At 31.6% G+C, this 23,552-nt stretch carries 22 protein-coding genes; 11 read left to right on the top strand and 11 right to left on the bottom strand.

Annotated elements, in window-relative coordinates; genetic code table 11:
* Window positions 1-27: 27 nt before the first annotated feature.
* Genes GGR97_RS08150 through GGR97_RS08135 form a run of 4 tightly spaced genes read left to right on the top strand, consistent with a single transcriptional unit; the run spans window position 28 to window position 3,873 of the window.
* The gene (locus GGR97_RS08150) at window positions 28-1,341 is read left to right on the top strand and encodes a D-arabinono-1,4-lactone oxidase (RefSeq protein WP_245229480.1); all 1,314 of its coding nucleotides are present in this window, start codon (window positions 28-30) and stop codon (window positions 1,339-1,341) included.
* A 48-nt stretch (window positions 1,342-1,389) separates the two neighbouring features.
* Window positions 1,390-2,055 carry an HAD family hydrolase gene (locus GGR97_RS08145; protein ID WP_167898035.1) on the top strand — a complete coding sequence of 222 codons (666 nt, stop codon included), beginning with the start codon at window positions 1,390-1,392 and terminating at the stop codon, window positions 2,053-2,055.
* A gap of 3 nt (window positions 2,056-2,058) precedes the next feature.
* Entirely contained in the window at window positions 2,059-3,291 is a 1,233-nt protein-coding gene (locus GGR97_RS08140; RefSeq protein WP_167898034.1) for a BaiN/RdsA family NAD(P)/FAD-dependent oxidoreductase, read from the top strand.
* Window positions 3,292-3,294: 3 nt separating this feature from the next.
* Window positions 3,295-3,873, top strand: coding sequence for a pentapeptide repeat-containing protein (locus GGR97_RS08135; RefSeq protein WP_167898033.1), 579 nt, complete (start codon window positions 3,295-3,297; stop codon window positions 3,871-3,873).
* 37 nt (window positions 3,874-3,910) lie between these two features.
* Here GGR97_RS08135 and GGR97_RS08130 read toward each other — a convergent pair whose 3' ends face one another.
* From GGR97_RS08130 to GGR97_RS08115, 4 genes are all read right to left on the bottom strand, one after another.
* The gene (locus tag GGR97_RS08130; RefSeq protein WP_167898032.1) at window positions 3,911-4,885 is read right to left on the bottom strand and encodes a permease; all 975 of its coding nucleotides are present in this window, start codon (window positions 4,883-4,885) and stop codon (window positions 3,911-3,913) included.
* Complete coding sequence (locus tag GGR97_RS08125; RefSeq protein ID WP_167898031.1) at window positions 4,878-5,285, bottom strand: OsmC family protein; 408 nt, start codon at window positions 5,283-5,285, stop codon at window positions 4,878-4,880. The genes GGR97_RS08130 and GGR97_RS08125 overlap by 8 nt, the downstream gene beginning before the upstream one ends.
* A 13-nt stretch (window positions 5,286-5,298) precedes the next feature.
* Entirely contained in the window at window positions 5,299-5,535 is a 237-nt protein-coding gene (locus GGR97_RS08120; RefSeq protein WP_167898030.1) for a thioredoxin family protein, read from the bottom strand.
* A gap of 99 nt (window positions 5,536-5,634) precedes the next feature.
* The gene (locus tag GGR97_RS08115; RefSeq protein ID WP_167898029.1) at window positions 5,635-5,868 is read right to left on the bottom strand and encodes a hypothetical protein; all 234 of its coding nucleotides are present in this window, start codon (window positions 5,866-5,868) and stop codon (window positions 5,635-5,637) included.
* 105 nt (window positions 5,869-5,973) lie between these two features.
* Here GGR97_RS08115 and GGR97_RS08110 point away from each other — a divergent pair, with 105 nt between their 5' ends.
* Genes GGR97_RS08110 through GGR97_RS08095 form a run of 4 tightly spaced genes read left to right on the top strand, consistent with a single transcriptional unit; the run spans window position 5,974 to window position 9,942 of the window.
* The gene (locus tag GGR97_RS08110; RefSeq protein WP_167898028.1) at window positions 5,974-7,056 is read left to right on the top strand and encodes a diphosphomevalonate/mevalonate 3,5-bisphosphate decarboxylase family protein; all 1,083 of its coding nucleotides are present in this window, start codon (window positions 5,974-5,976) and stop codon (window positions 7,054-7,056) included.
* A 42-nt stretch (window positions 7,057-7,098) separates the two neighbouring features.
* Window positions 7,099-8,025, top strand: a complete 927-nt coding sequence (locus GGR97_RS08105; RefSeq protein WP_167898027.1) for a mevalonate kinase family protein — start codon at window positions 7,099-7,101, stop codon at window positions 8,023-8,025.
* A gap of 14 nt (window positions 8,026-8,039) precedes the next feature.
* Entirely contained in the window at window positions 8,040-8,954 is a 915-nt protein-coding gene (locus GGR97_RS08100; protein WP_167898026.1) for a geranylgeranylglycerol-phosphate geranylgeranyltransferase, read from the top strand.
* A 52-nt stretch (window positions 8,955-9,006) separates the two neighbouring features.
* Window positions 9,007-9,942 (top strand): pseudouridine synthase, encoded by a 936-nt coding sequence (locus GGR97_RS08095; protein ID WP_167898025.1) that lies wholly within the window; start codon window positions 9,007-9,009, stop codon window positions 9,940-9,942.
* 40 nt (window positions 9,943-9,982) lie between these two features.
* Here the strand turns inward: GGR97_RS08095 and GGR97_RS08090 are convergent, their stop codons facing one another.
* Window positions 9,983-10,750, bottom strand: coding sequence for a tyrosine-protein phosphatase (locus GGR97_RS08090; RefSeq protein WP_245229479.1), 768 nt, complete (start codon window positions 10,748-10,750; stop codon window positions 9,983-9,985).
* Window positions 10,751-10,872: 122 nt separating this feature from the next.
* Here GGR97_RS08090 and GGR97_RS08085 point away from each other — a divergent pair, with 122 nt between their 5' ends.
* Entirely contained in the window at window positions 10,873-11,829 is a 957-nt protein-coding gene (locus tag GGR97_RS08085) for an acetyl-CoA carboxylase carboxyltransferase subunit alpha (protein WP_167898024.1), read from the top strand.
* A 37-nt stretch (window positions 11,830-11,866) separates the two neighbouring features.
* Here the strand turns inward: GGR97_RS08085 and GGR97_RS08080 are convergent, their stop codons facing one another.
* Together GGR97_RS08080 and GGR97_RS08075 are read right to left on the bottom strand one after the other, a co-directional pair.
* Complete coding sequence (locus tag GGR97_RS08080) at window positions 11,867-12,277, bottom strand: DoxX family membrane protein (protein WP_167898023.1); 411 nt, start codon at window positions 12,275-12,277, stop codon at window positions 11,867-11,869.
* A gap of 47 nt (window positions 12,278-12,324) precedes the next feature.
* Entirely contained in the window at window positions 12,325-12,888 is a 564-nt protein-coding gene (locus tag GGR97_RS08075) for a uracil-DNA glycosylase family protein (protein WP_167898022.1), read from the bottom strand.
* A 277-nt stretch (window positions 12,889-13,165) separates the two neighbouring features.
* Here GGR97_RS08075 and GGR97_RS08070 point away from each other — a divergent pair, with 277 nt between their 5' ends.
* Window positions 13,166-15,649, top strand: a complete 2,484-nt coding sequence (locus tag GGR97_RS08070) for a T9SS type A sorting domain-containing protein (protein ID WP_167898021.1) — start codon at window positions 13,166-13,168, stop codon at window positions 15,647-15,649.
* A 167-nt stretch (window positions 15,650-15,816) separates the two neighbouring features.
* Window positions 15,817-16,857, top strand: coding sequence for a GMP reductase (locus GGR97_RS08065; RefSeq protein ID WP_167898020.1), 1,041 nt, complete (start codon window positions 15,817-15,819; stop codon window positions 16,855-16,857).
* A gap of 35 nt (window positions 16,858-16,892) precedes the next feature.
* On the opposite strand, the gene GGR97_RS08060 is transcribed toward GGR97_RS08065, so the two are convergent.
* The 4 genes from GGR97_RS08060 to GGR97_RS08045 all read right to left on the bottom strand — a co-directional run bounded on the left by GGR97_RS08060 (window position 16,893) and on the right by GGR97_RS08045 (window position 23,541).
* Complete coding sequence (locus GGR97_RS08060; protein ID WP_167898019.1) at window positions 16,893-17,519, bottom strand: 2OG-Fe(II) oxygenase; 627 nt, start codon at window positions 17,517-17,519, stop codon at window positions 16,893-16,895.
* A gap of 141 nt (window positions 17,520-17,660) precedes the next feature.
* A complete protein-coding gene (locus tag GGR97_RS08055) occupies window positions 17,661-18,848 on the bottom strand; it encodes an efflux RND transporter periplasmic adaptor subunit (RefSeq protein WP_167898018.1) in 1,188 nt (395 codons plus the stop codon).
* Between the two features lie 4 nt (window positions 18,849-18,852).
* Window positions 18,853-23,160 carry a CusA/CzcA family heavy metal efflux RND transporter gene (locus GGR97_RS08050; RefSeq protein WP_167898017.1) on the bottom strand — a complete coding sequence of 1,436 codons (4,308 nt, stop codon included), beginning with the start codon at window positions 23,158-23,160 and terminating at the stop codon, window positions 18,853-18,855.
* A gap of 60 nt (window positions 23,161-23,220) precedes the next feature.
* On the bottom strand, window positions 23,221-23,541 hold the full coding sequence (locus GGR97_RS08045; protein ID WP_167898016.1) for a DUF6660 family protein: 321 nt from the start codon (window positions 23,539-23,541) through the stop codon (window positions 23,221-23,223).
* Between the last annotated feature and the right edge of the window lie 11 nt (window positions 23,542-23,552).

The raw sequence follows: 23,552 nt of genomic DNA, 5'->3' as shown, positions 1-23,552 counted from the left end.
TTATACAAATCAACAAAGAATACAATTTTGGAGCAACCAACCGAAAATAAAAACAAAGACCAATGGATTAGTTGGAACGAGAATGTAAAGCACTCTTATTCTAATATGATTAAAATTGGTCATGAAAAAGAATTACAAAAAGCGGTTCAAGAAAATTCATCTATCCGAGTTTTTGGAAATCGTTTTTCTTCGGCAGATATTAGTGCAGGAACTCAAACGTTAATTGATATTACAGCTTACGATAAAATTGTAAGTATAGATAGAGAAGCTAAAGAGGTTACGGTACAGTCTGGAGCTAGTTTAGAAAAAGTAATCAATATTATTCAGTCTTGTGGTTGGTGTATTCCTTGTTTGCCAGATATCAATAAAGTAACTATTGGAGGAGCATTAGCAACAGGAACTCACGGAACCAACGGTTATATACTGTCAAAATATGTATCTAAATTTAGAATGATTTTGGCCGATGGAACCATTAAAGAATTTACCGATGCTGATATAGAAACCGATGCAGTTCGCGTTTCTTTAGGATTGTTAGGAGTCTTTTCTGAAATTACCTTTAAGTGTGAAGATAATTACATTTTACATCTAAAAGAAGAACCTATGCGAGATTCTGCATGGTTAAGTCAATTAGATGATTATTTAGCTACATATGATTTTGTTAGAATTCTTTGGTTACCACACACAGATCACGGATATGTAATTTTAGGAACTAAGGTGAACAAAGATTTTGAATTTGAAAGAAAAGACACTCCAGGTTATATAAAACACCGAAGAAAAACGTCTAAGTTTTTATATCAATACACACATAAATATCCAAAGTTTACAGCTACGGCTAACAAAATTTTGTATCGATTGTTTTTTACTCCTAAAAAAGAACACGCAGGTAGTTTGTATGATGCTACAGTTACAAAATCTAGAGGAGCTACTATGGAATTGGCAGAATGGACTGTAGGTTACTCAAAATTTAAAGAATTGTTTGTAGAGTTAAAACAAATTTTAGACGATAAATCTAACAATGCTTTTGTACACGTTCCTATGGATGTACGTTTCTTAAAAAAAGACAATGCTTGGTTAAGCTACGCTTCTGATGAAGATGTAGTAACTATGGGGTGTGTTTGTAGAGATTCTCCAGCTGCGGATGATTATGAAGCTTTTGATAGGGTAGAAGAAGTCTTCTTAAAATACGGAGGAAAACCACATTGGGCAAAAAGATTTAAAGCCAAGCACGATGAGTTGGCAAAATTATATCCTAAATGGGAAGAGTTTAAAACTTTAAGAGAAAAGCTAGATCCTACCAATAAGTTTCTAAACCCATATTTAACAAAAATTTTTACCAAATAATAGATACCCTGAACTTGTTTCAGGGTATTTTTGCTTAAAAATACAACCATGACTAAATTACCTTTTCCAAAAGCTGTATTGTTTGATTTTGATGGTGTTGTTGTAGACAGTGCCAATTGTCATAATGATGCATGGGCTTCGGCTTTTAGAGAAATTTTTAACAAAGAAATTTGTCCATATCCTAGCAATACTCATGCAGGTAAAGCTCCTTATTTAATTGCAGAATATTTTGCAGAATATGGAGGAGATGTAAATAAAGGGGCTCAATTAAATAGTTTAAAACAAGAACATATTCTAAAAACAACAGTACCACCTACGTTGTTACCTGGTGCTATGGAAATTCAACAATTTTTAGAACAAAACAAAATTCCTCACGGAATTGCGAGTAATGCATATACAGGTTTTGTTCAAAATTCGGTAAACCAAACAGGAATTGGCTTTAAAGTATGTATGGGGGTAGATCTATTTAAAGAACCTAAGCCAAGTCCTGTTCCTTATTTAACATTGGCAGAAAAGCTAGGAGTAAAAAAAGAAGACTATGCACAAACCATTATTTTTGAAGATAGTTTAACCGGAATTAAAGCAGCTGCTCAAACAGGAATGGTGGCAGTAGGAGTATTAACTCAATATTCAGAAGAAGAATTGCTGGCAAATGGGGCTGTAAAAGTTTTTCCAACTTTATTAGAAGCTTATCAAGAGATTGTATCTTTGTAAACTATGGCAACAAAACATTATAACGTACTTATTGTAGGAGGTGGAGCAGCAGGATTCTTTACAGCAATCAATACAAAAGAGAAAAATCAAGATTTGTCTGTTTGTATTTTAGAAAAAGGAAAAGACGTACTGCAAAAAGTGAAAATTTCTGGAGGAGGACGTTGTAACGTTACACATGCTTGTTTTGATCCTAAAGAATTAACAGAGTTTTACCCTAGAGGAAAACGCGAATTATTAGGGCCTTTCCATCAGTTTATGACAGGAGATACCATGGAATGGTTTGAACAAAAAGGGGTGCCTTTAAAAATAGAAGCAGATAATCGAATTTTTCCAGAATCTAATTCATCACAATCTATTATAGATTGTTTTTTAAACCTAACCAATACTTTAGGAATAGAAATACGTACTTCCGAAGGGGTTAAAGAAATCATCAAACTAGAAGATGAAAAACTTTGGAAAATTAGTACCAATACAGCAGAATACACTTGTGATCATTTAGTAATAACAGCAGGTAGTAGCAAACCTGTTTGGAAATTATTAACCGACTTAGGACATTCGGTAATAGCACCTGTACCATCTTTGTTTACCTTTAATATTAAGGATCCTTTATTAACCGATTTACCAGGAGTTGCCGTTCAAAATGTTGAGGTTTCTATAAAAGATACCAAATTAATAAGCAACGGACCTTTGTTAATTACACATTGGGGAACCAGTGGACCAGCGGTTTTAAAACTCTCTGCTTTTGGAGCTATTTTATTGGCAGAAAAAGATTATCAATACCAAGTAAAAGTAAATTGGTTAAGTGTTAGCAAGCAACAAGCTTTAGATGTTTTGTTTAAAGCTAAAAAGACCGATGTAAAATCCATATTAGAAAAGCGTAGTCCGTTTGAAACGATTAGCAAGCGTTTGTGGTCTCGTTTTTTAGAAATTTGTACTATTGATGGACAAACCAAATGGGCAGATGTTTCTAATAAAAGTTTAGAGTTGTTGGCAGATAAATTAACTAGTACCATGTTTCATGCCCAAGGAAAAAGTACTTTTAAAGATGAATTTGTAACGGCGGGAGGAATTAAATTAAAAGAAATAAACTTTAAAAAGTTCGAAAGTAAAATTCACCCTAATTTGTTTTTTGCTGGAGAAATTTTAAATATTGATGCAGTCACTGGTGGGTTTAATTTTCAGAATGCTTGGACTGGCGGATGGGTAGTTTCTGAAGCCATTGCTTACAATTCTTAAAAGATGGAAGATTATTTTGATGAAGTGGTTTTTACCCACAAAGATTTTTTATACAAAGAATTTCCAAAAGGAGAATATGAACAATGTACGTTTCAGAACGTAGATTTTTTAAATGCTAATTTAACAAAGTGCACTTTTATAGATTGTGACTTTGTAGATTGTAATTTTAGCAATGCCAAATTAAGAGATGTAACTTTTATAAACGCAAACTTTAGCAATTGTAAAATGTTAGGAATGCATTTTAATGAATGCAATTCTTTTGGTTTTTCTATGAGTTTTGAAAATTGTCAATTAAACGATTCTTCTTTTTACCAAGTTCAGCTAAAAGGAACCAAGTTTGTCAATTCTAAGTTGGTAAGTGTTGATTTCTCAAAAGCCGATTTAACAAATGCAATCCTTAGTCAGTGCGATTTGTTAAACGCTACGTTTGAACAAACACTATTGGTTCATACAGATTTTAGAACGTCTGTACATTATAATATCAACCCTGAAAAAAACAACATCAAAGGAGCAAAGTTTTCATTAAGCTCCGTAGCAGGTTTGTTAAATGTTTATAAAATTGCAATAGATGAGACTAGTTAAATCAACACTAAAAAGTCTTTACAAAAAGAGAATAATTTTATAAAAGGATATTAAATAAGTATCCGGAGATAAGAATAGCAAAGGTAACCACTCCAAAAAAGATAGCAATTAATTTTAAAGACATTACCTTTTTTAATAAGGTAGCTTCAGGAATTGATAAGCCTACGGTTGCCATCATAAAAGCAATAGCCGTACCTAGTGGTACACCTTTGGCAACAAATACTTGAATGATAGGAACAATTCCTGCTGCGTTGGCATACATTGGAACTGCAAAAATTACAGCAAGTGGTACTGTCCACCATTGTCCACCTCCAAGGTATTGATTAAAAAAGTTTTCAGGAACGTAGCTATGCATAGTTGCACCAATAGCTATTCCAATAATTACATAAATAAGTACACTTTTTACAATGTCCCAAGCAGCACGAGTAATTTCGGGTAAGCGTTGGTAAAATGTTCGTTCTTTTTCCTTATATATTTCTTGATGTTTTTTAGTGTCAATAAGTTTTTTTACCCAATCAGAAAGTAAAGGCTGTAAGTTTAATTTTCCCAGAATCCAACCGCCAATGGTACCCAATAAAACTCCTGAAATAACATAGATTAAAGTGGCTTTTATTCCAAACATTCCTAAAAATAAGGCAATAGCAGCTTCGTTTACTAAAGGGGAGGTAATTAAAAATGAAAAAGTGACCCCTAGGGGAATTCCTCCCTGTACAAAACCAATAAATAATGGTACAGAAGAGCAAGAACAAAAAGGAGTAATGGCTCCAAAAATAGAAGAGAAAAAATACTCTAAACCGTAAAGTTTTTTTCGGTTCAAATAATTTTTTAATTTCTCAATAGGGAAGTAACCATTTACAATTCCCATAAGAAACACAATAAAAAATAAGAGAATAAGAATTTTTAAAGTGTCGTATACAAAGAAATTGAAAGCACTACCTAATTTTGTGTTTGCTCCCCATCCAACAACCTCATAAATCAGCCAATCAGAAAAATTTTGTAACCAATTAAACATTGTTTCTTGTGTTTATAGTTCCAGTTATTGAACAAGCTAATTTTACGGTATTATAAATGGTTCCAAACTTTTCTATATTTTTCTTTAATAGGGCAGTGTTTAGTTTTTTATCGTTACTGTAAAAAGTTAATTTATAGATAATGTTTTCTATTCTTGGAGAGTTTTCAAGTCGTGTTGCTTTAATTTCAAGAGTTGCTTTGGTATAGGAGAATTTCATCAAACTAGAGAATCGTTCTACATTTTTTAACATACAAGATGCAAAAGATCCTAAGAAAAATTCAGCAGGGTTTGGTAACTTTTCAGAAGTGTTTTTAGTTGTGCCAAAATCAATAGTAGATTCTTTAATTGTTATGATAGCATCTTTATTTGAAACAGAAGAGGCCTTGATTTGATATTGCATTTTAGACATTTTTTTAGTTTAAAAGTGCTAATACTTCGTCTTTAGAGGGGACTCGTCCTTTTATGGTTATTACTTCATCAATAACCAATGTAGGTGTGGTCATTACGCTGTATTTCATAATTTCCATAATGTCATCCACCTTTTCAATCGTAGCATCTATTTTGTTTTTTAAGACAACTTCTTTAACTACTCCTATCATTGCTTGATATTTAGGACAACCTGTTCCTAAAACTTTAATTACTTTACTCATCACTTTTTTATTTATCTATCGTAAATTTACGATAGACGTTTAGAGTAAAAGTTGATAAAAATCACGTTTATGTTTTTTTTTTGAGAGGATTACAAAGTTTTAGTTGGCAACTTCACCTCTATGAGGTTTTAAAGCATCTCTGTAGGTTTTCATATCAGCTTCATCAACAACAATAAAAGCGGTAGCCCACATTTCGTTTACTTCTGTATGATTGATTTCATGAAAATTAAGTTTTTCTGCCTCAGCAAATTCTTTTAAATGAATGCAATGATGTTTGGCTGTTCCCAAACCAGACATTCCTCTAAAATCCCAAATCAGTTTTATTTTTCTCATGCGAGCAAAGATAGTTTATCATCATTTAAAATAGGAATAGGACTTCTTTAAATTTTTAAGCTAAGCAACTTAAAACTATATTTGCTCAAAATTTAGAACAGCATTATGGAGCAAATTTTTATTCCCAAAACAGTAGGAACCGTAAAAGAATCTGGAACCGTAACTTGGCAAACTCCAAGTAATATTGCCTTGGTTAAGTATTGGGGAAAAAGAAATCCTCAGCTGCCAGAAAACACATCGGTAAGTTTTACGTTATCTAACTGTCATACAAAAACAACATTAAGCTATAATAAAAAGCAACAATCAAATGATAATTTTGATTTTGATGTAGTTTTTGAAGGGAAAATAAATGAAGCTTTTAAACCTAAAATTGAAACTTTTTTTAAAAGAATAGAAGCTTATGTTCCATTTTTAAAGGAATATACGTTTGTTATAGAATCACAAAATTCATTTCCACACAGTAGCGGAATTGCATCTTCTGCTAGTGGTATGAGTGCTATTGCCATGTGTTTAATGAGCATGGAAAAAGAAATGAATCCTACTTTAACAGAAGAAGAGTTTTATCATAAAGCTTCTTTTTTAGCTCGTTTAGGATCGGGGAGTGCGTGTAGAAGTGTAAAAGGAGAAATTGTTGTTTGGGGAGCGCATCCAGAAATTAATGGCAGTTCAGATTTGTACGGAGTGGAGTTTAAAGATGCTGTAGCTCCTATTTTTCAAAATTATCAGGATACTATTTTGTTGGTAGATAAAGGAGAAAAGCAAGTAAGTAGTACCGTTGGTCACGATTTAATGCACGGACATCCTTTTTCGCAACAACGTTTTGCACAGGCTCAAGAAAATATTAGTAAAATAAAAGACATTTTTGCTAAAGGAGCTATTGATGATTTTATTGCTTTAGTAGAAAGTGAAGCTTTAACGTTACATGCCATGATGATGACAAGTCACCCTTATTTTATTTTGATGAAACCTAACACACTAGAGGTAATTAATAAAGTTTGGGATTACAGAAAAGAAACAGGAAGCAAATTGTGCTTTACTTTAGATGCAGGTGCCAACGTACATTTGCTATATCCTAAAAGCGAAAAAGAAACGGTACAGTTGTTTATAAAACAAGACTTGGCTGTTTTTTGTAAAAATGGTGAGTATATCCACGATCAGGTGGGAATGGGAGCAAATAAATTAACATAGAACAATTTTAAAGTTATATATTTGCCCTATAATTAGGTAGTTATGAAAGGACCTTTGTTTTACGCTAAAATATTATTATTTGGAGAATATGGAATTATTAAAGATTCCAAAGGCCTAGCCATTCCTTATAATTCCTACAACGGAGCTTTTAAAAAAGCAGCTGTTTTAGAAGGAAAAGCCTTAAAGTCTAATGGTTATTTAATTGACTATTACAATTACTTAAAAAATCTAAAAACAGATTTGGTCTCGTTTGACTTGGTTCAGTTAGAACAAGATATTGCTAACGGAATGTATTTTGATTCTAGTATTCCACAAGGATACGGAGTAGGAAGTTCTGGAGCTATTGTTGCGGCTATTTACGAAAAATACGCAGCAGATAAAATTACGGTGTTAGAAAACTTAACCAAAGACAAACTATTAAAACTAAAAGCTATTTTTGGTTTAATGGAATCTTACTTTCACGGAACTAGTTCTGGGTTAGATCCTTTAAATAGTTATTTAAGTTTACCTATTTTAATTCAATCAAAAGATAATATAGAGTCCGTAGGAATTCCTTACCAACAAAATGGAAAAGGAGCTGTATTCCTATTAGATTCTAAAATGATTGGAGAAACACAACCTATGGTAAATATTTTTATGGAAAAAATGAAGAACGAAGGTTTCCGTAAAATGTTATCTGATGAGTTTGTTGCTCATACAGATGCTTGTGTAGAAAACTTTTTACATGGCGATGCAAAATCTTTGTTCGGAAATGTTAAAAAATTATCTAAAGTTGTGTTAGATAACTTTAAACCTATGATTCCTACAAAATTCCATGCTTTGTGGAAAAAAGGAATTGATTCTAACGATTACTATTTAAAACTTTGTGGTTCTGGTGGTGGTGGTTATATTTTAGGATTTGCTCCAGATTTTGAAAAAGCAAAAACATCTTTAATAGGTCATGATTTAGAATTGGTATATAGATTCTAAAAACAACTTTGGCTATGGAACAAGCAACAACAAAAAAGCATAAATTTTTAGGGTTGTTTTCGGTAATACGCGGTTACAATGTTGCGTTGTTAACGTTGGCTCAGTATTTAGCGGCTATTTTTGTGTTTGCTGTAGACAAAACATTAAAAGAAGTTTTACTAGATGTTGATTTGCATATTGTTGTTTTGGCAACCATTTTTGTAGTTTCAGCAGGTTATATTATCAATGATTTTTATGATGCTACGCTAGATGCAATTAACAAACCCATAAAAACTCACATTGGAAACTGGGTAAGCAAAAACACCAAGTTGCAAGTATACTTTTTGTTCAATTTTATAGCTTTTGTTTTAGGTTTTATTATTTCTTGGAGAGCTGCTGCTTTTTTTGCTGTTTACATTTTTTTAATATGGCTGTATTCTCATAAGTTGCAAAAATATCCTGTTGTAAGAGTCTTATCTGTATCTGTTTTAGATGTGTTGCCCTTTTTTGTGGTTTTTGTTTATTTTAAAAACATATCAGAAATTATATTAATGCACGGTGCTTTTTTGTACGGATTGATATTGGTTAAAGAAATTGTAAAAGATTTTGAAAAAACCAAAGGGGCTTTACTAGTAAATAGAGCAACATTAATAACCAAATACGGAAAAGCTAGAGTAAACACTTATGTGTATATTATATTAGCAGGAGTTGTACTTCAGGCATATTATCTACTTTGTTTTCCAGAAATAGGGAACATGCAATATTATTTTTATGGAGTTATTTTATGGATTCCTTTCTTTTTATTTTTATTGATAAAAGCAAAAAGCTTTAAACATTATTTAATGTTACACAACATGTTAAAAGTAGTGTTGGTGGTTGGAGTTTTTAGTTTGGCTTTAATAGATACTTCTGTATTGTTAATCAGGATATTAAATCAAGTAAAAATATAGTTATATATTCTAGATTGTTTCGTATTTTTGCAGACCAATATATTATATACTAATGAATACAAATAAAAACTCGTCGGGAAGACGACAACAAGCTCAAAAAGGTAAAGGACAATCTTTTGGTGAATTTAAATCAGCAGAAAAGAATTTAGCTAAAAAAGCAAAACAAGAATCTAAAGTAAAAGGAGATAACGCTTTTACAAGAAAAAAGAAATCTCTTAGTACTACAAAAAAAACGACTGATCCTGCAAAAAGAGTAAAAACAGTTGCTTCTACACAAACAGGAATTCGTTTAAATAAATACATTTCTAATGCAGGAATTTGTTCTCGTAGAGATGCAGATTTATACATAGAAACAGGAAGTGCTACCGTAAACGGTAAAGTAATTACTGAAATGGGATACAGAGTACAACCTACTGATGAAGTTCGTTTTGACAATGTATTAATTAACCCAGAAACAAAAAGATACGTTTTATTAAACAAGCCTAAGAATTATATTACGACCATGGAAGATGAGCGTGGTAGAAAAACAGTAATGGAAATTGTTGATAAAGCTTGTAAAGAACGTATTTATCCGGTAGGAAGACTAGATAGAGATACTACAGGATTATTGTTGTTTACCAATGATGGTGAATTGGCAAAAACGTTAACACACCCTAAGCACAACAAACGTAAATTGTATCATGCAACCTTAGATAAAAAAGTATCATTAAAGGACTTACAAGCCATTGCTGATGGTCCTGTAGTTGATGAGAAAAAAGTTTTTGTAGATGATGTAGCTTATGTACAAGGACAATCTAAGAACGAAGTGGGAATAGAAATTCACTCAGGTCGTAACCGTATTGTTCGTAAAATATTTGCTCATTTTGGTTATACAGTTGTAAAACTAGATAGAGTCGTATTTGCAGGATTAACAAAAAAAGATTTACCAAGAGGTCATTATAGACACTTAACAGCTCAAGAGGTTATTAACCTTAAGAACGGAATCTAAAAAATAAAAGCCCAACTAATTTAGTTGGGCTTTTTTATGTTTAAAAAGAAAACTCTTTAATGTTGTTTTGAAATAATGGAGTTAATAATTTTTTGGTTTTTTGATTGGCCAATGTTTCCATTAGTTTAATGTGTCTCTTGTGATGAGTATCTGATCCCACAAAGGTGTACATTCCTTCTTTTAAGAGCTTTTGCGCTATTTTAGTAACTTCTTTACCGTATTGTGTACTTAGCGATAAAATGTTCAATTGGAACAAGCAACCAGCATCAATTAGTTTTTTGTATTCAGAAAAATCGTTGTGATAAAACCCATAACGTTCTGGGTGTGCTAAAACTGGAATATAACCTTTGTACTGAATTTGAAATAAAATTTCATCAAGGTTAAAAGGAGGGTTAAAAAAAGACATTTCTACCAAAACATACTTGTCTTTAATGGTTAAAATATCATCAGCAGCCAATAAATCACTAAAATTATTGTCCATCATATACTCTGCAGAGGCACTAATTTTAATGTCGTGATACCCTCTTTTGGTTAATTCAGCCTGAACCAAAGCTTCTTTTTCTTTAATAGTAGTAGTACTGTTCTCCCAAACATCACCTAAAACATGTGGAGTGGTTCTAAATTGTTTAATTCCAAAAGCATACAATCTTTCAATTAACGTAATAGAATCGTCTAAGTTTTTAGCTCCATCATCTATTCCTGGTAACAAGTGTGAATGGATATCCACATAGTTATCAGGGTATAATTCGTTCTTGTTAATCTTTTTATTAAATAATCCCATTCTTACGTTTTGTTCTATTGTATACAAAAGTAATTGTTTTTTAAGACAACTAATGTATTGACCTATGTTAATGTTAATTAAAAATTAAATAAAAGAGAAGCATAATTGTTTGAACTTAGTATATTTGTCCCTAGCCAAAATTTATAATGATGGAATATTTAGACTTTGAATTACCTATTAAGGAATTAGAAGAGCAATTACAAAAATGCGCTATTATTGGTGAAGAAAGCGATGTTGATGTAACCAATACCTGTAAAGAGATTGAGGAAAAAATCATTAATCTTAAAAAAGATATTTACGAGAATTTAAGTCCTTGGCAAAGAGTACAGCTGTCAAGACACCCAAATAGACCTTATACACTAGATTATATTAAAGCTTTAGCTGGAGATACTTTCATGGAATTACATGGAGATAGAACCGTAAAAGATGATAAAGCTATTGTTGGGGGATTAGGGAAGATTGGAGATCAGAGTTTTATGTTTATTGGACAGCAAAAAGGTATTAATACCAAAATGCGACAGTACAGAAACTTTGGAATGGCCAATCCAGAAGGATATCGTAAAGCTTTACGTTTAATGCGTATGGCAGAAAAATTTGGAATTCCTGTAGTTACTTTTGTAGATACTCCAGGGGCATATCCAGGTTTAGAAGCCGAAGAGCGTGGACAAGGTGAAGCAATTGCTCGTAATATTTTTGAAATGTGTGTGTTAAAAACACCAATTATTACAATTATTATTGGAGAAGGAGCTTCGGGTGGAGCTTTAGGAATAGGTGTTGGAGATAGAGTGTTAATGATGGAAAACTCATGGTACTCTGTAATATCACCAGAAAACTGTTCTTCTATTTTATGGAGATCTTGGGAGTTTAAAGAAAAAGCAGCAGCAGCTTTAAAATTAACTTCTAAAGATATGAGTGCTTTAAAATTGGTAGATGGAGTAATTCCTGAACCTTTAGGAGGGGCACATTCTGATAGAGAAACTACTTTTGCAACGGTAAAAGAAACTATTGAAAGATTGTTAAAAGAATTACAAGCTAAAGAAACAGCTACTATGGTAAATGAACGTATTGAAAAATACGCGAACATGGGAGTTTACGAAGAAAACTAGAGAATTAATTTCTTTTTATAAAACAAAAAAACCGAGTTTATACTCGGTTTTTTTTGTGGTCTATAGCAAAATAATTTTGCTCTACATAACTTATTAAAAAGAAAAAAAAGAGTGCGTATAGCATTTGGGTTGCTGCCCAGTCCCAATTTTCTATCATACAAGAACCAAAAATTAAGGTAATAATAACTAAGGCTCCAGCAATAGTTGTTTGGTAGGTTTTGTAGCCTACAATAAGTAATAATCCAATAATAAGTTCTAAAAAAGGAAGTACACTTCCCCAAGCGTATACACTCCAACTAGGTAAAATACTATTCTCAAATGTTGTTAGCATCCAAGTTCTAAAGCCACTTAGTTTGGGAATTCTTACCAAACCATGTGCTAAAAAATTAACTCCCATAGTAATGCGTAACAAAGCATAGGCAGTTTGTTTTGGTGTATGTGTGTTCATAAGTATGTTTAATTGTGTATAGAGTTACTTATCAATATTTATTCCTTTTAGCTGTTGTTGTATAAAATTTTGCAAAAAAGAACAATCTCTTTTTCAAACCATGGATTTTTCTTTAACCAAATGTTGTTTCTAGGTGATGGATGTGGTAAAACTAAAAATTTAGGCAAATATTCATGGTAATTTTTAACGGTATCAGTTAGAGTTCTTTTAGTGGTTTCTAAATAATAATTCTGAGCATAACTTCCAATTAAAATAATCAATTCAAGTTCTTTTAACTGATCAAATAAAGAAGGATGCCATTGTGGAGCACATTCTTTTCTAGGTGGTAAATCTCCTGTTTTTCCTTTTCCAGGATAACAAAATCCCATAGGAATAATGGCAAATATTTCTTTGTTGTAAAAAGTAGCTTCATCAACATTTAACCAACTTCTTAAGCGTTCACCACTTTTATCGTTCCACGGAATACTTGTGTTGTGTACTATAATTCCGGGAGCTTGCCCAATAATGGCAATTTTACTTTTAGGATGGGCAGTTAAAACAGGATTTACTCCGTTACTTAAATAAGGTAAGCAGATAGTACATTGTTTAATTTCTTTTAAAAGCTTTTCCATATATATAAAACTATTAAAATTTATTGTTAATAAGTCATGTGGTAAAGCACATATGGTTTTTAGAGAAAAGTAGTTTTTTTATTTGATTTAAAAGATTAGATAAAACCATATGTGGTCTATAAAAAATCTAAAAAAATAACTATTTAAGATGTATATGGATAATTTGTGACTGACTAAAGTGTTGAATTTGTATTAAATATTTGTTTTTAAGATGAATATGATAATTGTGTTAATGCTTTAAAACTAAAACTATTATTAATAACAAAACCAAACGATTATGAAAAATTTTTTCAAAATCAAACTACTCTTATGTAGTTTATTATTAATGAGTATTTATACATATGCTCAAAATTTTTATCCTAAAGCTCCAATTTTAATTACACCAGAAGAAGATTGGAATGTAACAAAAGAGGCATTGTCTTTTAGATTTGTTGCACCTAATAATCAAAAGTTTTTAGACACTATAAAAAATAATTTTAGTGTTAATAAGTCTGGTAGTAGTGTAAATTTATTGACTCATAATAAACAAAAAGCAGTGTATAGAGTACAAATTTCTAAAAGCACAAGCTTTGGAGGGACCAATAAAGTTTATAATAAGCATATAAAATTATGGTCTAGACAGCACGGTACTACACAACATATACCTAATGTAAATTTAGCAGCAGGGACTTATTATTGGAGAATGCGTTGTGAAACTCTAGATGCTGGAACGGTTAACGTAGGGCCTTGGTCGGTAAAAAGAAAGTTAATCTTGGTAAATACTCCTGTAAGTTCTAATCAGCGATACAACATAACCAATAAAAACCCTCTTTTTGTAATCGCAGATGCAGATCCAAATAGAATTGTTAGTAATGACACAAATTTATTTAGTGATTTTGGTAAAAATGCTTTTTCAAAAAATGATTTTTCAAGCGGAAAAAGAAAGCATGTTGCTGTTATAGTTGATGATAGAACTAAAACACCAGATAGATTTGCAAATGCTGATAATTACTCAATAAACGCTATTAAAAATAACTTAGATAAAATTAAAAATTGGGGATATAAAACAATGGTTTTTCATCAGTATTCCCTTGCAGAACAAGATTGGATCTATCAAAATTATGAAAATTGTATAGGTACTTTTACAGGCGAAACGGAAGATTTAGTAAGAAGATATCAAAACGGTGGAAATGATGGATTTAATGACGAAACATTTCTTTATTTAAAAAAATCATTAAAGCTTGCTAGAATTCATGGAGGTTATTTTATGAATGCCACACATTATGCAAATAATGCATTAATAGCCAAAGACCATGAACCGTATTTTCATTCTAATACTGTAAATAATTTATTAGAAAACGAGGGAAGTAGGCTCATATTAGGAACAAAAAACAATAGTGCTAAAGCAAAACATATTTTAGATTCATATCACTTAGGTTTATGGTTAGATGATAAAATAGGAAATATATGCATATGGATGGAAAATTACTACAACAGGTCGTTGTCAAGTAAATACCCATCTTTATGGAAAAAAATCAACAATTCAGATTCTGATACTTATACTCCAGTTACACAAATGGCTAAAGAAATGTTGTATGGTGCTGCAAATGGAGGTACTGTGTTTGTTATTAGAGATAATGATAATTCAACAGATATTAATGGAACAAGATCCGTTCTTAGAGATCATTTATTTAAGTTGTTTGAAAAGATAATAGATGAAGATATGATTCCAAGTAAAAATAAAATTAGAGCTAAAAACAATAAGTCTGTTGAGTTTGTAACTATTAACAAAAATGGAGGAAGAGATACCGATAATGAAGCCACTTTTTATCAAAAATACGAAGCTTTGTATGATCAATTATTTGGTATAAAAAACTTTAATAATGAGAAAATAGTCTCAGATGTAATTCCAGATAATGGTGGACGTTATGGAATGTTTCCAATAACATCAAAAAACACAACAGGAACAACATGGACAGGTGTAACAAGATATCTAATAAATAGTGTAGACACCGCTGCAGAAGTAAGTGCAATATTTACAAATACAGCACCTCATTCTGGTAACGCTTGGGTAAGTAAAACCGATGATAAATATATTATTTTAAATTCGTTAGAAACAGATTTAAGAAAAGATGATTCAGGAAATTTAATAACAAACAAGCAAAATTTTAAACTGTCTTTTGAAGACACAAACTTTATTAAAAAATTTGATGGCGAGGTAAACATATCAACATATATAGGTGCAAAGCTTTTAGAGGGTGGGAATAAACTTAGGTTTTTTGTAAATTCTCATAGATACAACCAATACATTATTTCAAAAAATAAAAAAACTGTTGATCTAGCTGTTGAAAATACTGTTGTATCTGTTTTTGCAAATCAAAAACCCAATATAACTGTTGTTCCTGCTCAGGCCTTGGTAGGAACTCCTGTTTGGAATGCTGCAAAAAAGAAATTTACAGTTACATTAAAACACCTAAAAAGTTTTGATGATATTGTAACAGTTGAAATCAATAAGCCAACCACCACTAGTGTTGCTAGTGAGTCTGAACATTTTCTAAGTGTTGATTTTGATGCTAAAAATAATGAAATTGGAATTTTTCCTAATCCAGTTAAAGGACAAGTAAATTTTTCTGGTTCTTTTCAAAAATGGAAAATAAAAAACATAGCAGGTCAACTTATAAAAACAGGAATAATTAATACTGTAAATACATCAGAATTTGTTCCAGGTTTATATTTTGTCATTTTTGATGATAAAGTTGTAGAGAAACTAATTGTTCAATAAAACCAAATTTACTACAATGTATAAAATAGCTAAATAATGTGTTTATATTATTTAGCTATTTTGTTTTAAGTATAAAATGTTGATAATTTAAGATTTTATTATAGATATGTAAAGCTGAATTATTTAAAGAAATCTTACATTTAGATATCAATATAAAATAAAAGCTTATGCGTATTGAATACGATATCAAACTAGGGTTTAAAGATGTAATGATTAGACCTAAAAGATCTACGCTAAAAAGTAGAGCTCAAGTAGATTTAGACAGAGAATTTACTTTTTTAAATAGTAAAGCTACTTGGAAAGGTGTTCCTATTATGGCTGCAAATATGGATACTGTGGGAACTTTTGAAATGGCATTGGCTTTATCTCAGCACCATGTTTTTACTGCTATTCATAAACATTATACCATAGAGCAATGGAATCATTTTTTAAGCACTGCTCCTAAGAATATAACAGATTATATTGCTATTAGTACAGGTACTGGAGAAAAAGATGCCGATAAATTAACTCAAGTTTTACAGCAAAATCCTTCATTAAAATTTATTTGTATTGATGTAGCCAATGGTTATTCAGAACATTTTGTAAACTATGTTCAGAACACTAGAAATTTATATCCAGATAAAGTAATTATTGCAGGAAATGTAGTAACCGGAGAAATGGTAGAAGAGTTACTGTTATCTGGTGCAGATATTATTAAAGTAGGTATTGGACCAGGTTCGGTGTGTACAACAAGAGTTAAAACAGGAGTTGGTTATCCTCAATTATCGGCGATTATAGAATGTGCAGATGCAGCTCATGGTTTAGGAGGACAAATTATTAGTGATGGAGGTTGTTCTATTCCTGGTGATGTGGCTAAAGCTTTTGGTGCAGGTGCCGATTTTGTAATGTTAGGGGGAATGTTAGCTGGCCACGATGAAAGTGGAGGAGAGCTGATTGAAAAAAACGGAGAAAAATTCAAACAATTTTACGGAATGAGTTCGGCAACAGCCATGGAAAAGCATGTAGGAGGTGTTGCAGAGTATCGTGCGAGTGAAGGTAAGACAGTTGAGGTTACTTATAGAGGAAAAGTGGCTACTACCCTTAAAGATATTTTAGGAGGGATTAGAAGTACTTGTACTTATGTAGGAGCTCAAAGATTAAAAGAGTTAACCAAGAGAACTACTTTTATTAGAGTTGCAGAACAAGAAAATAGAGTATATACCAAATAATAAAAAAAGGAACCTAATCAGGTTCCTTTTTTTATTTAAATATTTTTTAACCAACCCGCAATACTTATTCTGTTTCGGGTGAATGATGGATGAACTTCATGCTCTAATTCATCACTTTTAAAAAATACAGTTCTTCCTTCTAGAGGGTAGGTTTCATCAATTTTATTTGCGTTTACATACAAAGAAAGTTTACCACCATCGGCAGTAATCCAGTTTTCATTTAAGTAAATAATAAAAGAAAACTGTCTTCCTTTTTCACTTTTAAACTGATCTAAATGACGTTTGTAAAAACTGTTTACTTCGTAATTAGCGTAATGAAATTCATAATCGTTAATAGACGTGTAGCATGTTCTATTTAAATACTTAATAAAACGTTTAATTTTATCTAAAAGCACTCGTTCAAAAACATCTTGACTCTCGTTATCTATCCACTTAATTAAATCTCCTCTAACTAAAGTATTTTTTTGATAATCAAACTTTTTACCAATCCCGGCAGGATGCATTTCACCATTTTCTCTGTGTTTAAAAAGGTTGTCTCTTAATCCAGAAATAATATGGGTGTCCATAAAACTTTCGCACAAACCGTATTGGTTGTTTAAAAGCCCATCAATCAAAGCTTCAAACTGAAGCTCTTCTTGTTCCATTAAAATTTGTTCGTTCATAACCGCCCAAATTAGTTGATTTTAACCTTGTTTGGCTTGTTTTGAATTTTTTTAACAATAAATATTTTAATAGATCTGTATTTCTATTGATTGTTTGAATTTATTACAACTTGTTTTAAATTAACTAGATAGCTAGAACTATTAATGTTCGTGACTTAATTCTCCATTTTTAGATTGTGCATATACATAGTAAGCACCCTCTGTTACAATTTTTGTATTTTTAGGAATTTCATCAATAGGAGTTACTTGTGTAAAACCATTATTAGTTGCTCCTTTTTTTACGTTAATTTTCAAAAATTCTACTTCATCAGTCTTTGTGTTTTTAGAGACATATATATAAGTATGATTTCCTTCGTGAATAATAGCATTTTCGGGTAATGCTTGTACTGTATCGTCATTCAGCCAAATCTTAGCATTGATAAACAAGTCTTTTAAAAAGATGGGTTGCTTACCTTTTAAATGTCCATGAACTCTTACTGTTTTTGCAGTTCCGTTAAATTCTTTACCAATAACACTAACCTCTCCTTGGTATAAAACACTGTTTACAGCAGGTGTGGTATAGCTAATTTTTTGTCCTACTTTAATTTTTTCAATGTCTTTTTCAAAAACATCTAATTCCAAATGTACATGATCATTAGCTACAATTTCCATTAAAGAAACATTAGGTTGTACATACAGTCCGTTAAACATATTTATTTTGGTAATAAATCCACTCATAGGAGCTATAATAGGAATTTGTTTGGTAATGTTATTGGCAGATAGAGATTTACTTGCTATACCTAAATAAGATAATTGCTTAGACAATCCCATATAGTCTGCTTCTAACATATCCAACTCAGCTTTGGCAGTCTGTAAGTTTTTAGAAACTCCAGCATTAGCAGCTATTAATTCTTGCTGTCTACTGAATTCAATTTTTTGCAATTCTAACTTTGCTTTTGCTTTTAAAAACTCCTGTTGTTTTATAATAAAATTAGGATGCTCCAAATAGGCAATAATCTCTCCTTTCTGAATAGCATTTCCTTCTATAAATTTTTTATGACCTGTTATAATTCCTTCTGCTTTTGCATTTACAGATGAATATGCGTTAGGAGGTAAGCCTGTAACTCCTGTTGTTTTTATAAATTGATTTACTTTAATGTTAGAAAAATCACCAAATTTTAAACCAATGTTTGCAATTTGTTTTTGGTTTAAATGAGTGTTTTCATCATGATGTTCTTCATGTTTCTCTTCTTCTTCATGATGATGTTTGTCTTCTGATTTTTCTTTACAAGATGTTAAGGTGCTTACAATAAGCACTGCGCTAAAAATATATGTTATAAATGTTTTCATTTGATTATTGTTGATTGGTGATGAATTGATAATAAGCCACAGCATTGTTGTAAGCCAGGAGTTGTTCCCAGTATTTTTGCTGATTGCTAGCTACCATTTGCAAAGTGTTTAACAATTCTAAGTAAGGAATTTCTCCAGCTTTATAGTTTAGGTTTGCAATTCTAAGCATTTCCGGATGTACTTTATTCACTTGTATTTCGTAAAACTCAACCCCTTGTCTATAAACAAGTACTTGATTTTTTGCCTTGTTTATTTCCTGTTTCAATGTCAAAGCATCACTTTGGAACTTGCTGTTGGCAATTTCTACTTCTATTTTTTGAGATTTTACTTTTCTCTTGGCTTGGCTATTAAATAGCGGAATGCTAATTCCTCCAGAAACACCACTTAGCCAACCTCCTTGCACATAATTTTGTGCAGCATAGCCTAAGCTAATACTCGGGTTTAATTGGCTTTTGGCTAGTTTCATTTTTGCCTGCGCAATGGCAATATTTTGTTTGCTATTTGCCAACCAAATATTGTGAGTACTATCTTTAAGATTTACAGTACTTTTCTGAAAAACAGAATTAGTTGTAAAAGAGGAATTACTATTTAAAAGCGATTGCATTTTTTGTTCCAAATTCTGAATTTGTAAATCCGTTTGCTGGCTTAACAATCTGTATTCATTTAATTTAGATTGCAAAGTGTATTTTTCAATAGTATTTGTAGTTCCTGTTTTTAATCTACTACTAGCAATACTTAGATAATCCGTATAGGTTTGTGTTAATTGCTCGTATAAATCTTTTAGTTTTTGATGATATTGTAGCTTGTAATAAGCTTGTTTTACTTCATAAGAAACTTGATTAATAGTAAGGGTTTGTTCCAAAGAACTTTTTTGAGTAATCTCATTTTGTAAACGATTACTAGCTTTTGAAATTCCAATATTATTAAACTTTTGAGAGACTGTAATTTGATTTACTTGCTGATTATTTTTAACAAACAAACCATCTCCTTTGTAACCAATAGCGGTATTTCCTAAATTATAAATAGCATTTTGCAACGATTCATTTTTTTCTTTTTCTAAAGAAGCTGCTTTTATTTTAGGATTATTTTCTAATGCTATTTGTATGGCTTTTTCTAATGTGATAGCTTTTTTTTGTGCCTGTGATGTAATTCCTAAACTCAATAATAAAAGAACCATCAGACTTGTTTTTGTTGGTGTTTTTATTTTTTTAGGTTGCCAATTTTCTATCCATTGATACAGAATTGGTAAAATTACTAAGGTTAAAAAAGTAGCAGATATCAATCCTCCAATGACCACTGTTGCTAACGGACGTTGTACTTCAGCTCCTCCAGAAGATGAAATAGCCATTGGTAAAAATCCTAATGAAGCTACGGAGGCTGTTAATATTACAGGTCTTAAACGAACTTTGGTTCCTTTTAAAATTCTATCATATACATTTTCCATTCCTTCTTTTTTAAGTTGATTTAAATAACCAATTAATACAATACCATTTAATACGGCTACACCAAATAAGGCAATAAATCCAATTCCAGCAGAAATACTAAAAGGCATATCTCTTAATTGCAAAGCCCAAACACCACCAATAGCAGATAATGGAATAGCTGTAAAAATTAAAGCGGCTTGTTTAAAAGAACCAAACGTAAAGTAGAGTAAAATAAAAATTAATGCTAAAGCAATTGGTAGAGCGACAGACAAACGTGCATTGGCAGCTTTTAGGTTTTCAAATTGTCCTCCATAGGTAAAGTAATACCCTGATGGTAGATTTAATTTGCTATCTAATTCTGTTTGAATTTTACCTACTAAAGTTTCTACATCAGTATTTCCAACGTTCACACCAATTACAATTCGCCTATTGGTATTTTCTCTAGAAACCTGCATAGGAGCATTTTTGAAAGCAATGTTGGCAACGCTACTTAAAGGAATTTGACTTCCATCATCTAAAGAAATAAATAGACTTTGAAGATCATCAATTTCAGCTCTATGGCTTTGGTCTAAGCGAACCACCAAGTCAAATCTTTTTTCTCCTTCGTAAATAACTCCAGCTTTTTCACCTGCAAAAGCGGTTCTAATTATTTTGTTTACATCTTGTACATGTAAACCATATTGGGCCAGTTTGGCATAATCATAATCTATCATAATTTGTGGCATTCCTACAGTTTGCTCCACATTTACAGTACCTACACCAGCTAATTGTTTAATTATTTTTTCTGCATCTTTGGCTTTGTTGTATAAGATGTCTAAATCATCACCAAACAATTTAATAGCAATATCAGCTTTGGTTCCTGTCATCAACTCGTTAAAACGTAATTGTATAGGTTGAGAAAATTCATAACCAACTCCAGGAATATCGTGTAAAGAAGTTTCTATTTTTTCAAATAAATCTTGTCTGTTTTCTGCAGAAGTCCATTCTTTTTTAGGTTTCATCACCAAAGTATAATCAGCAACTTCTACAGGCATTGGATCGGTTGGAATTTCAGCAGATCCTATATTGGCAACAATATCCTGAATTTCAGGAAACTCTTTCATCAACTTGTTTTGAATCCTTTTGGCTGTTTCTATACTCTGAGTTAAAGAACTTCCCGGAGGTAAAATTTGTTGCATGGCCAAATCTCCTTCTTCTAACGTAGGAATAAATTCACCTCCCATTTTGGTAAAGGCAAGTAGTGTAATTAAGAATACAGCAACTGTTCCTCCAATAAAAGCTTTCTGATGTTTTAAGGCTTTTTCTAAAACAGGTTGGTATTTTTTCTGAATGGCTTCTATCAATTTATCTGCAAATGTTTTTTTTGTACTGATGTGCTTGTTTAAAAACAAAGCTGCCATCATGGGAACATATGTCAATGATAAAATTAAAGCCCCTGTAATAGCTAACATAACAGTTTGTGCCATAGGTTTAAACATTTTTCCTTCAATACCAACCAAAGCCAAAATAGGAATGTAAACCATTAAAATAATGATTTCTCCAAAAGCAGCAGAACTTCTAATTTTTTGAGAAGATGAAATCACTTCTTTGTTCATCATCTTTTTAGTTAATTGTTTCCCTGCATGTTTTAGCTGTAATCTGTGCACAATGGCTTCTACAATAATTACGGCACCATCTACAATTAATCCAAAATCAATGGCTCCTAAACTCATTAAGTTGGCCGAAATTCCTAGTAAGTTCATCATAGAAATGGCAAACAACATAGCAAAAGGAATAACAGAGGCTACAATTAATCCTGCTCTCCAGTTTCCTAATAATAAGACCAAAATAAAAATGACGATTAACCCCCCTTCAATTAGATTTTTTTCTACCGTTCCTATGGCGGTTTGAATTAATTTATCTCTTACCAAATAAGGTTCTACAACTACACCTTCTGGTAAAGATTTCTGAATTTGAAGGACTCTTTCTTTCACTAATTCGGTTACTTGGGCAGAGTTAGCTCCTTTAAACATCATTACTTTTCCACCTACAACTTCTTCACCATCACGAACCAAAGCTCCGTATCTAGGTGCTTTTCCATAATGCACTTTTGCTACATCTTTTATTAAAACTGGTGTGTTGTTTTGGTTGTGAATTACAATGTTTCCGATGTCTTCTAAAGATTTTGCAATCCCTTCTGCACGGATATAATAAGTGTTTGGATTTTTTTCTATATAAGCACCTCCAGTATTTTCGTTGCTTTTTTCTAAGGCATCAAAAACATCTGTAATGTTTAAGCTCATGGCTTTTAAAACCATAGGGTCAATAGCAACTTCGTATTGTTTTAAATACCCTCCCATGGAATTAATTTCGGCAACTCCCTCAATTCCTAACAGTTGTCTTTTTACAATCCAATCTTGAATAGTTCGTAATTGGGTTGCATTGTATTGCTTTTCGTACCCTTTTTTAGGACGAACCACATATTGATAGATTTCTCCCAATCCTGTAGAAATAGGAGCCATTTCTGGAGTTCCTAATCCGTTAGGAATATTGTTTTGGGCTTCTTTTAAACGTTCGCTTACCAGTTGACGAGCTAAATAAATGTCGTAATCTTCTTGAAAAACGACTGTAATTACAGACAATCCAAAACGAGAAATAGATCTAATTTCTTCTGTTTTTTGAAGACTCTGTAAAGACAATTCAATAGGTGTTGTAATAAATTGTTCTACTTCTTGAGTAGCCAATGTGGGAGTAACGGTTATAATTTGTACCTGATTATTGGTGATGTCAGGAACGGCATCAATAGGAATTTGTCTTAAAGAGTAGACACCCCAAATGGTTAGAGCCATCATAAATAGCCCAATGATAAACTTATTCTTAACCGAATAAGCTATGATTTTATCAAACATGTTTGTTGTTTTTAGTTAAACTTTATGTGATGACAAGGCGGACTTATCCTAATAAATAGTTTAACTAATGTTTGGTGGATGCCAAAGACCTTTGGCAAATTTGTAGTGATAATTGTAGGTGTAAAAAAAACGATTGGTGTCGTAAATTTTAATAGTTCTTTCTTTAAATGTGATTAATAAAGGAATGGTAATAGAAGTACCACAACAATTACAAGTACAAAGTGGTGTACATTCATCATGAGTTTCATGAGAATGTTCTTGGTGAGTTTGATGAAGTTCTACGGTATTGTTTTCATTTGTACATTTAAACATACTGTCTGTACACGGTAAAGCTACCATGGTAAAAAGTATCAAAGAAAGTACAAATGCAATCAACTTCATAAAAGCAAAGA

The sequence above is a fragment of the Wenyingzhuangia aestuarii genome (assembly GCF_011927765.1).
GTDB lineage: Bacteria > Bacteroidota > Bacteroidia > Flavobacteriales > Flavobacteriaceae > Wenyingzhuangia > Wenyingzhuangia aestuarii.
This window is presented reverse-complemented; position numbering and strand designations above follow the sequence as displayed.